This is a genomic window from Franconibacter helveticus LMG 23732 (assembly GCF_000463115.2).
Classification (GTDB): Bacteria; Pseudomonadota; Gammaproteobacteria; order Enterobacterales; family Enterobacteriaceae; genus Franconibacter; species Franconibacter helveticus.
This window is the reverse complement of the sequence record NZ_AWFX01000039.1, coordinates 49,730-58,730: the sequence shown is the minus strand read 5'-3', so window position 1 is coordinate 58,730 and position 9,001 is coordinate 49,730. Positions and strand designations below refer to the sequence as shown.

Here is a 9,001-nt window from a genome sequence, read left to right as displayed (position 1 = left end):
ATGTCACCGACAGAATATGAAAACCAGTATTATCAACGGCTCGGAAGTGTCTAGATTATCCGTGGCGATTCAAGTATCAGTTTTATATCAAACTGATAAGTCTAAGCCGACAACCAGAGCCGAGGCTAAAGCTCACCTTGCAGCCAAGTTGCGCATACAAAATATCAGAGTAAAAAGGTTGGAAGAGGCACCATGAGTAACAAGACGCTCGTGATAAAACCAAGGCGTTACGCTTGGGAGAGGTGAAAATTTATACATCAAATTATCTGATTAATTTGCAGACGTCTTCATTATTTTTGTTAGGTTAGCTTAACGCTAGCAAAGGTTTCCGATTATCGGCATGTCATGAGTTGATGACTCCAATAAAAAAGGTGCTTTTATGGATGCTTGGTTGGGAAGTTTAATTGGTGGTGTTGCTGGTGGGGTTATTGGGCATTTTACAAATCACGCTATTGTTTGGTTTAAGGAGAACAAGCAATCATCTCCGGAAAGGAGGTTCATATGTGTTGAGATTGTCTTTTTACTTGAAAGCTATTCTAGGAAATGTGCAGAAGTTGTGAATGATGATGGCGAGCCTACGGATCCTCATGGGGAATTAACGCCAGTAGTCCTTTTACCAGATGTCATTGATTATTCAGTCATCAAAGGCAACTGGAGGGCGCTGAAATCAGAAACAATGTACGGAATTTGTAGTTTACCTCCTTTGCAACGTAGAGCTGTAGATAATATAAGTTTTATGAGCGAGATGAGTTCCCTGCCTGATAATCGGGAATATTTTGATGAGAGGCAATTACAGTTCGCCCAATTAGGTTTGAAAGCAGCAAAACTTGCTTGTGAGATTCGAAAAGAAAACCTTTTTCCAGAAAGCGACTTAAAAACATGGGTTATCCCAACCATGCAGGAAAAAATTTCCCAAATTACAAGCAAGAGAGAGAGGTACAAAGTTGATGAAGAACTTTGATTTTCTATTATCAACAGGCCATAATGCAGTTGCAGCCTGAACAACTGCCAGGGGCCTGAACAACCCCGCCCGGCCCGAACAGCCCGAACAGAACTTGCGTGTCATAGGTGAGAAATCATTTATGGCACATGAAAACGCGAAATCCCTCTCTTCACTGACGTCCCCGGGCGCCAGCGAATTCTTGTTTTCTGCGTCCGACCTCTGCGGAGGTGGCGCATGACATTCCCAAGCGAAGGCGTCCGCCTTCACAAAACAAACTTTGCCGCCATCGGTCAGCAGCTGATGCCGCTGCTTGAGTCCGGCGAATGCTACCGCCTCGTTGTTAAACCCTGGAAAGAAAAGCGCAGCCTTAGCCAGAACGCGCTGGCGCATATGTGGTTCGGTGAAATCAGTGAATATCTGATTAAGTCCGGCCGCACTGATGCTACCCCTGAGTGGGTTAAGCGCAACCTCAAAAAGACCTACCTCGGCAGCGAACAGGTCACATACACCGATTTTGTTACCGGCGAGAAAACCACGACGTGGGAGCCGCGCCATACCTCCAGCCTCGACACTGGCGAGATGCATCACTTCCTGTGCCAGGTGGAAGGTTGGTGCGCACAGTTTGGCCTCGCGCTGACCATCCCGAACGGCTGCGAGTTCCAGCAGCTACGCGAAAAGCAGGAGGCGTGATGAAGAACCCTCTTGCTCGCGTCATTGCCAATCACATTTTTAAAGTCCCGATGCGCCGCCAGCGCAAGCAGGAAGTTAAACCATCCGACATCCCCACGCTGAAAGGCTACACGGCCCGACTGGTGGATGAGAAATGGCTGCGCCTCGCAGCAAGGAGGAGCCATGGCTGATTTACGCAAAGCGGCTCGTGGCAGAGAGTGCCAGATCCGCATTCCCGGGGTGTGTAACGGAAACCCTGAGACGTCTGTGCTGGCCCACCTGCGATTACCTGGTACATGCGGAACAGGATTGAAGCCGCCAGATATCCTCGGGGCCATCGGCTGCAACTGTTGCCACGATGTTGTAGATGGTCGTCTTAAAACGCCATACACGCACGACGAGCTAAAGCTGATGCATGCAGAAGGCGTCATGAGGACTGTCATTATCTGGATTCATGAGGGGCTTGTTAAAGCATGAATACCTATCAGATCACCTTACCCTGGCCGCCAAGCAATAACCGCTACTATCGGCACAACCGCGGGCGTACACACATCAGCGCAGAAGGGCAGGCGTATCGCGCGAAGGTGGCAGAAATCATCAAGACCAGTCTTCTAGACATCATGACCGAATCACCGCTGCGAGTGCGCATTGAGTGCCACATGCCGGATCGCAGGCGCCGCGACCTCGACAACCTGCAAAAAGCCGCGTTTGACGCGCTTACAAAGGCTGGTTTCTGGCAAGACGACGTGCAGGTGGTCGACTACCGCGTACTGAAGATGCCGCAGTGTAAGGGCGGTAAGCTCGAATTAACCGTAACTGAACTGGAGGCAGCATGAACTACCACGACTACATCACTATTGGCTTTTTGCTGCTTCCGGTGGCGTTTGTTTTCAGCCAGTGGCTTCACCTGCGAGGTAAGCGCAAATGAAACGCGAAGAATGCAATCGCTACGAGATGGAAAGCGTACTGCGTGCCGGGGTCACTCTCAACAGGCGCGGCCCCGGAGACGACACGGCACAGAAACTCATCGGCAACAGTGAGCGCCGCAAGGCAAAGAGAAAGCAGAGGGCAGGAGAGACGTTATGACGGTTCAGTATCTTGAGTATGTACGCCAACAGTTAATCACTGCCACCGCTGACCTGAGCGGATGCACTAAGGGGCAACTCATGGCATGGCTGGAGAATGCACAGTTCGACACGAAAACCTTCAAGCGCAAAAAGCCTCGCATCAAAGACGAGGTAAGCGGCAAGTGGCTTACGCTCGATAACCCTCCCATTCCAGGCAGGCAGTCGCACGCAAAGGGCTCATCAATAGCGCTGGTTCAGCCTGTGGAGTTTTGCACAGCATCATGGCGCCGCGCAGTGCTGGCGCTGGATGAGCATCAAAAGGCGTGGATTCTCTGGAGCTATAGCGAAGACACGACATTCTCTCATCAGGTTGCCATTACCAGCTGGGCATGGGGAGAATTCAGGCATTACCTTGGCGCCAGAAAGATGGCTAGCAAGACGACGGACAGGCTAAAGGCTCTAATCTGGCTGGCGGCGCAGGACGTCAAAGCGGAATTGGCCGGGCGCGATGTATATCAGCAACAGGACCTTGCCGCTATGTGTGGTGTTAAGCCGGATAACTGGAGCCACAACTACGCGGACTACTGGCGTGCCATGTGCACCATTTTCAAGCGGCTGGATAGTGATTCTCTTCTCTGTACGGTGAGAACACGATCACAACAAAAGGGGACTTTTTCACAGCAATGTATTGCAAAAGTCAATTAAATAAGCCATATTTGAGTCTACTTTGATATGCTGCCAAAAATGTATAGGGCGGCATCAGGCTAACGCCAGATTAGATTCCTTTAGCAAAGCAACTCGAAAGAGATAACCGATTAGCCCGCCAATGTGCGGGCTTTTTTGTTTCTGGAAGATGCCGCCCGGTGGTGGGCAAGCCGGCTTGAACCCGGCGGTGCTGGCAACGGCAGGGGTTCGACCCCTCCATCTTCCGCCAGATAAAGGACTCACCGTGGATGGCTCATAACCCAGGCCGCGGGCGCTTGCGCAGAGTCCGCCTCTTTGGTCGCTGGCCCCCTTAACTGGCCGGCCTGCTTGTTACGCGCTGGCGACCGAAGCCATCCGCGCCACGCTCGGCGCATTCAACCACAGAGCCTTTCAGAGGTGAGCCAGAGTGATGGTCGGTGTGACCGTCTCTGTGGGCTGACCATCCTGAGCGCTGGCTCACCCCCTAAAAGGAAAGTCACTATGCTTGGCATGTTCAAAAAGAAAACCCGTAAAGCAGTAAGCGACATCAAAAAGTTCGAAAAGCGCGATCTGGCGCAGGCAGTGGTGAACGCCGCGTACCTGGTGGCATATGCCGATGGTGAATGTGAAGCGTCAGAGAAGGCGAAGATTGAGCAGGTACTCCGTAACCAGCCTGCGCTGGCGGCGTTCACCTCTGAAATCAACTCCATCAGCGCGACCATCGTCGGCCAGCTCGATACCAATTTCAAGATTGGTCGCCGTGCTGCGCTGCGCGAGATTGAAGACGTTAAGCACGATACCCGCGAAGCAGAAGACGTGCTCGATGTGGCGGTTGCCATTGCTGAAGCTGACGGTGAAGTTGAGCCAGAAGAGCGCAAGGTGCTGGAAGAGATTGCTAACGCGCTGGGCCTGCGTCTGGAAAACCACCTCTGATGAAAAAACTCCGCTTCGCCGCCGCCGGGGTGCTGCTCTTTCTGGTTATCGCTATCGACTTCACCAGCAAAGTGATGTCTGTCCTGGCGGATGGCGTGCTGGTGGCCGGGGTGATTGCTCTGCTCTGGCCGATTATTCAAAACGAGAAGTAGGGCCGCTCGACGGCATTTTCATCTCCGGAGGCAGTATGGAAAGTATTAAAGATAGTGTTCCCCATTTTTTCAACCCTGGATTGACAACTGAGCAGCTTGAAGACTGGCTTAATCAGCAGCGGTTACATGTATCGCATTTCAACCGTTTGATGAAAGAAAAAGCCGCTCTTGAGGAACGGCTGGAAGAAGTCAGTAAAACTATTGAGTTGCTTTCAGGGCCAGGCTTCGAAGGAATGTTGAGTTTTCCCTATAGTTCCAGTCCTCTTCTGGAAAATCCTCAAACAGAAAAGCAACAGAAGGCAGATTGAACGTGCTCAAAGCGTCCCGAGCTTCGTCGCTGATGTTCTCTACCCTCAGTTCATCCTGAATAACAAATAGAGCATCCTCCAGTTTCAAATCCCTGATCTCTGAAGGCAGCCATTTTGTTTTCATAAAGATGAGGTGGTGCAAAGCAGCTTTTCCCTCAAGTGGATTGAAAATAGTGGCATATTTTTGTCTGTGCTGATGGAGTTCGCTTTCCGCGTGCCGATTTCCCTCCGCTCTATAATTCCACCGTCTGGCTGTTTAGTTTAACAATCACAGGGGGCAGGGATGGAAGAGGGCTTTTACTGGGTGCTTTACGCTGGCGAAAAGCTGGCGGCGTATTATTCGCAAGAAGAAACGCGGCACCATGGGACAGGTGAATTAGTTAACGGCGTCTGGCACTTTGCCGGAACCAGCGGCTGGATAGCACTCAAAGAAGAGGCTTCGGTTCTTGATGGACCGTTACAGCCACCAGCATGAATAAAAGATTTATTCGCTCTGTGAGCGGAGTCACCCTTTCGCTTAACCGGCCATCTATATTTTAAATGTGATGACAGTCTCTCCCGGGCAGATGCCCGGCATCACACCGACGATTAGCATTTGTTGAGTGAATCCTGATTCTCGGCCAGTTCCGTCCGGACTGGCCTTTTTTTTATTCCCGATTCCGCCCGGCTCGTCCGGGCTTTTCTTTGGCCGCAGGCAATCAGCAACCAAACACCCTTGAACCGCATGCCTCGCGGCCATTCCCCACTACGCACAGCCTCCCAACCCTGCGGAGGTACGAGACATGTTTAATATGAGCAAACTGGCTACGGGCGCGGCTTACGGCGCATCTGCCGGGACGGTAGCCAATAGCCTGCTTACCCGGCTCAGCCCTGACGAGTGGAGCGCCGTCGGCGTTATCGTTGGCATCGTGGTCGCGATTATGACCTTCGGCATCAACTGGTATTACAAGCGCAAAACCACACTGGCGCAGATACAGGCTTATGAGCGCTGGCCCGCCGGTCCTCACCAGATTAAAGAGGATTAACCATGGCAATATCTGCTTCATTACGTAACAAGCTTATTGCCGTGGCGGGTGCTGGCTCTATCGCTATCGCAACGGTATTTCTCGGCGGTAAAGACGGCGTGGAAGGGCGCAAGTACGAAGCCTATAAGGATGTGGCTGGCGTCTGGACAGTTTGCGACGGGCATACGGGCCGTGACATCGTGATCGGCAAGAAGTACACCGATCGCGAATGCGACCAACTCCTTTGGAAAGACCTCCAACCCGCTAAAAAGACCGTTGACCAGTTGGTAAAAGTACCGCTCGGCGAATACCAGCGCGCAGCGCTCTACAGCTTCGTGTTCAACGTTGGTGCCGATGCTTTCTCCAAATCTACTCTCCTTCGCAAGCTGAACCGCGGCGACAAGGAAGGCGCATGCGAAGAAATGCGGCGCTGGGTTTTCGCCGGTGGCATGAAGTGGAAAGGCTTGCAGAACCGTCGCGAAATGGAGCGCTCGATGTGTCTGGCGGAGAGTAAAGATGACCTTTAGCATTCGAACGCTCTTGCTTGTTCTGCTCTCAATGGTTCTGCTGGCAGTTGGCTACGGTGAAATACGCTACCGCAACGGCTGGTATGCACATGCTGACCATATCAATGCGCTGGCGGATAAAAAGAAAGACAAGGCGGCTAAAGCAGTCCAGTCGGGCGAGCAAAAAGCGGCGCAGGCCACCAGTGAAGGCAAAGTCATCTACCGAACCATAACCCGCGACGTGGTGAAATATGTTCAGAACCCGAATCGTACCCGCTGTGATTTTGATGATGAGTCTGTCCGGCTGCGCCAACGAGCTATCGACGCTGCCAATTCCATCAGCGGATTTGATGCAGGAGCCGTGCAAGGCAAGTGACGCTGGCAGGAACAGCGATGAAGACCTGCAGTCGGATGTAGAGATAGCGGAATGCCTGCGTCAGCTGCGGCTTGATAAGTATCGCTGGCAGGCCTGGTATAACGCGGTTAAGTGATTGTGGAAAATAGCCCTTCTGGTGAAACCTCTGTTGAAACACCAGAAGGGGGCCAAAGGCCACACATAGTCTAACGTTATAACTATTAGCTATCTTCTGACGTGTTTCCAGAGGGATAAATTTGTTTTATGTATAAGCATTATCAACGGCTTCAGCTACTTCTCAGATAAGAATTATTAGATAATTCGTTGACTAACAGTAAGGGCCTTACGCACTAACTGAGAATAATGAATTCAAAATTACTGATAATAAGCAGGCAAAAAAAAGCCTCCTGGTGCGGAGGCAATTATGAGTCAATCTTTATTATGTGCTTCTTGCTTTAATAGCAGGGCAAAAATAACAGCTCTCTGATAAATTACAAATCAAATGCATCTTTCGAGTTGGCATTCCGTGCTTTTGTTTGTTTACGGCTTCTTATGAATTGGCTTAGCTTATAGCTAGCGCCGCCAGTTGCGTTTTCAAACGTACCGATGCTGATTACACCGACATATTTTGGGCAAGGCTCCTGACTTGACTAGACTTAAGATCCTTTAAGTGAAAAGAGAGGTTCATATGACTGACCGTCCAGTTAATGGTGACCATCCTGACTTTAGCCCCATCCCGGACAATGTAGGTGACGATAAGCCGGAGCAGTCAGAAACAACCAAAAAAGATGATCCTGGCTCAGCACCAGAATCTGGTGATAAAGAGCCAGAATGAACAGAAGCCGCCTCCGGGCGGTTTTTTTGTGACCATCACAAGGCGCTTTCACAGCAGAGCGCCTGATGATGTTCTCTCCGCTGCACAACAACACGGTTAGCCACGCTGTGAAGCGCCGCGAAACCGGCACTACATAGAGAAAAAGTTATGAGCCATTTATCTGATGAAGAGGTACGTCGCCGAGCGGAAAGTCGCCGCCGCCGCGATGAAGAACACCGTCGGCGCATGGTAAGCAATTCAGCCGCAGGTAGTGATCTGATGAACCCGCTCAACCCAGTCAGTCCGGTTTACGTCGGTAATGACTACGGAAGCTCTGATTCATGCAGCAGCAGTTACGACTCTGGCAGTTCGTCGGACAGTGGCGGCAGTTGCAGCAGCGATTAAGGCATTCCAGCAGGCATTTACTGAGTGCCTGGGATAATGCAAACCAGAGGATTAATTCATGCCCCAGTACGCTGTAACGGTCAAAAAGAAAGACGGCACTGTCTACGAAGGCATCATGACCGTCAAAGAGCCTCAACTGGTCAACGGCATGTTTGCCCTCGCCAGAGCTAACGGCGGGTGGAAATACCTTCAGCCTGACACGGTTGATGAAATCGACTATGAGCCGGTTGAAGAGGCAGACACCAAAGGCACCGACGAGCTTCAGGCAGATGAAGCCGGAGTTACGGAAGAAGAGCAGGAGGGTACGAAATGACTAAGATAGGCCCTATCACCCTGAATCTCGACATGAAAGAACATGTTGAAAAATCCCAGGCGGTCATTTCTGAGTTAAAACGCAGGGTCGATGAATTAAGCCCGCAAATTTCAGAAGAGGAAGCCCTTTACATTCTTCTCATCGATATGACCTTCGACTACCTGAAGTTCAAGGATAAGGTAGAGCAAAAAACGGAGTAACCCATGGCTAACGATGACGAGCGCAGGCCCTTCCCGCCGGTTAACTTCATCAACTCCGATAACTGGCAGCCATACACCAGGCTAATCCCCGCCAATGAAGTGCATGAATGGGTAAGCCGTCAAATCCTCAGCGATGCCGGAAGAATCCATAACCCTGACCACGCACACCTTACTGATGCTGACCTTTGCTTCATGTGGGCCTCCGACTCTTTCGCGAAGAAAGGCCGTTACGTTCTGGGGCAGGCTGAGCAGGTAATGCTGAGAGCTGGGGGATGGCAGAAAGCCCGCATGGAACAGCAGATGCATGAATGGTTCGGCCGCATACCGAAGTTCATCATCACGCTGGCCGCTGATTATTGCTCTCAATGCAATGACATCGAGTTCTGCGCGCTGGTGGAACACGAGCTTTATCACATCGCCCAGGCAACTGATGATTTTGGTGCGCCGAAGTTCAACAAAGAGACCGGGCAGCCAGTGCTGACATTACGCGGTCACGATGTGGAAGAGTTCGTCGGGGTTGTGCGTCGTTACGGCGCCAGCAAAGACGTACAGGAATTGGTTGATGCAGCAAACAGGCCAGCGGAGGTTGCGCATCTTGATATCGCCAGGGCGTGCGGAACATGCATGCTGAAACTGGCTTGACTATTG

20 protein-coding genes and 1 tRNA gene are annotated in these 9,001 nt (G+C 51.3%); 20 read left to right on the top strand and 1 reads right to left on the bottom strand.

All coding sequences use genetic code 11. The features are described 5' to 3' along the window. From DW56_RS22880 to DW56_RS21660, 12 genes are all read left to right on the top strand, one after another. On the top strand, positions 1–196 hold a 196-nt coding region (locus DW56_RS22880), incomplete at its 5' end, for a hypothetical protein (protein ID WP_412778674.1). Positions 197–379: 183 nt separating this feature from the next. Further along, positions 380–961, top strand: coding sequence for a hypothetical protein (locus DW56_RS10330; protein ID WP_029589803.1), 582 nt, complete (start codon positions 380–382; stop codon positions 959–961). Between the two features lie 216 nt (positions 962–1,177). Then, the gene (locus DW56_RS10325) at positions 1,178–1,633 is read left to right on the top strand and encodes a YbcN family protein (protein ID WP_029589802.1); all 456 of its coding nucleotides are present in this window, start codon (positions 1,178–1,180) and stop codon (positions 1,631–1,633) included. Beyond that, positions 1,633–1,803 carry a NinE family protein gene (locus DW56_RS21665; protein WP_035889871.1) on the top strand — a complete coding sequence of 57 codons (171 nt, stop codon included), beginning with the start codon at positions 1,633–1,635 and terminating at the stop codon, positions 1,801–1,803. The genes DW56_RS10325 and DW56_RS21665 overlap by 1 nt, the downstream gene beginning before the upstream one ends. Next, positions 1,796–2,089 carry a DUF1364 domain-containing protein gene (locus DW56_RS10320; protein WP_029589801.1) on the top strand — a complete coding sequence of 98 codons (294 nt, stop codon included), beginning with the start codon at positions 1,796–1,798 and terminating at the stop codon, positions 2,087–2,089. The genes DW56_RS21665 and DW56_RS10320 overlap by 8 nt, the downstream gene beginning before the upstream one ends. Further along, the gene (gene rusA / locus DW56_RS10315; RefSeq protein ID WP_029589800.1) at positions 2,086–2,448 is read left to right on the top strand and encodes a crossover junction endodeoxyribonuclease RusA; all 363 of its coding nucleotides are present in this window, start codon (positions 2,086–2,088) and stop codon (positions 2,446–2,448) included. The genes DW56_RS10320 and rusA overlap by 4 nt, the downstream gene beginning before the upstream one ends. A gap of 88 nt (positions 2,449–2,536) precedes the next feature. Continuing rightward, the gene (locus DW56_RS22630) at positions 2,537–2,698 is read left to right on the top strand and encodes a hypothetical protein (RefSeq protein WP_161808552.1); all 162 of its coding nucleotides are present in this window, start codon (positions 2,537–2,539) and stop codon (positions 2,696–2,698) included. Further along, positions 2,695–3,384, top strand: a complete 690-nt coding sequence (locus tag DW56_RS10310) for a bacteriophage antitermination protein Q (protein ID WP_029589799.1) — start codon at positions 2,695–2,697, stop codon at positions 3,382–3,384. The genes DW56_RS22630 and DW56_RS10310 overlap by 4 nt, the downstream gene beginning before the upstream one ends. Before the next feature lie 143 nt (positions 3,385–3,527). Next, positions 3,528–3,613, top strand: a tRNA-Ser gene (locus DW56_RS22400). Positions 3,614–3,864: 251 nt separating this feature from the next. Then, positions 3,865–4,296, top strand: a complete 432-nt coding sequence (locus DW56_RS10305) for a tellurite resistance TerB family protein (protein ID WP_029589798.1) — start codon at positions 3,865–3,867, stop codon at positions 4,294–4,296. Continuing rightward, the gene (locus DW56_RS22395) at positions 4,293–4,448 is read left to right on the top strand and encodes a DUF3927 family protein (protein ID WP_029589797.1); all 156 of its coding nucleotides are present in this window, start codon (positions 4,293–4,295) and stop codon (positions 4,446–4,448) included. The genes DW56_RS10305 and DW56_RS22395 overlap by 4 nt, the downstream gene beginning before the upstream one ends. A gap of 35 nt (positions 4,449–4,483) precedes the next feature. After that, on the top strand, positions 4,484–4,756 hold the full coding sequence (locus DW56_RS21660; protein WP_071812494.1) for a hypothetical protein: 273 nt from the start codon (positions 4,484–4,486) through the stop codon (positions 4,754–4,756). On the opposite strand, the gene DW56_RS23160 is transcribed toward DW56_RS21660, so the two are convergent. Then, the gene (locus DW56_RS23160) at positions 4,647–4,898 is read right to left on the bottom strand and encodes an ECs1072 family phage-associated protein (protein WP_029589796.1); all 252 of its coding nucleotides are present in this window, start codon (positions 4,896–4,898) and stop codon (positions 4,647–4,649) included. The two genes, DW56_RS21660 and DW56_RS23160, sit on opposite strands and share 110 nt — an antisense overlap. 141 nt (positions 4,899–5,039) lie before the next feature. Between DW56_RS23160 and DW56_RS10295 the strand changes: the two genes are divergently transcribed. From DW56_RS10295 to DW56_RS10265, 8 genes are all read left to right on the top strand, one after another. Next, complete coding sequence (locus DW56_RS10295; protein ID WP_024551882.1) at positions 5,040–5,231, top strand: hypothetical protein; 192 nt, start codon at positions 5,040–5,042, stop codon at positions 5,229–5,231. A 307-nt stretch (positions 5,232–5,538) separates the two neighbouring features. Next, the gene (locus DW56_RS10290; RefSeq protein ID WP_029589795.1) at positions 5,539–5,781 is read left to right on the top strand and encodes a phage holin; all 243 of its coding nucleotides are present in this window, start codon (positions 5,539–5,541) and stop codon (positions 5,779–5,781) included. A 2-nt stretch (positions 5,782–5,783) separates the two neighbouring features. Further along, positions 5,784–6,287, top strand: coding sequence for a lysozyme (locus DW56_RS10285; RefSeq protein WP_082456569.1), 504 nt, complete (start codon positions 5,784–5,786; stop codon positions 6,285–6,287). Positions 6,288–6,318: 31 nt separating this feature from the next. Beyond that, positions 6,319–6,642, top strand: coding sequence for a hypothetical protein (locus tag DW56_RS10280; protein WP_412778675.1), 324 nt, complete (start codon positions 6,319–6,321; stop codon positions 6,640–6,642). A gap of 667 nt (positions 6,643–7,309) precedes the next feature. After that, complete coding sequence (locus DW56_RS22715) at positions 7,310–7,456, top strand: hypothetical protein (RefSeq protein ID WP_162838665.1); 147 nt, start codon at positions 7,310–7,312, stop codon at positions 7,454–7,456. A 442-nt stretch (positions 7,457–7,898) separates the two neighbouring features. Then, the gene (locus DW56_RS10275; RefSeq protein ID WP_029589792.1) at positions 7,899–8,153 is read left to right on the top strand and encodes a hypothetical protein; all 255 of its coding nucleotides are present in this window, start codon (positions 7,899–7,901) and stop codon (positions 8,151–8,153) included. Further along, a complete protein-coding gene (locus tag DW56_RS10270; RefSeq protein ID WP_029589791.1) occupies positions 8,150–8,353 on the top strand; it encodes a hypothetical protein in 204 nt (67 codons plus the stop codon). Before DW56_RS10275 ends, DW56_RS10270 begins: the two co-directional genes overlap by 4 nt. A gap of 3 nt (positions 8,354–8,356) precedes the next feature. Further along, entirely contained in the window at positions 8,357–8,995 is a 639-nt protein-coding gene (locus DW56_RS10265; protein ID WP_029589790.1) for a putative metallopeptidase, read from the top strand. Positions 8,996–9,001: the final 6 nt, after the last annotated feature.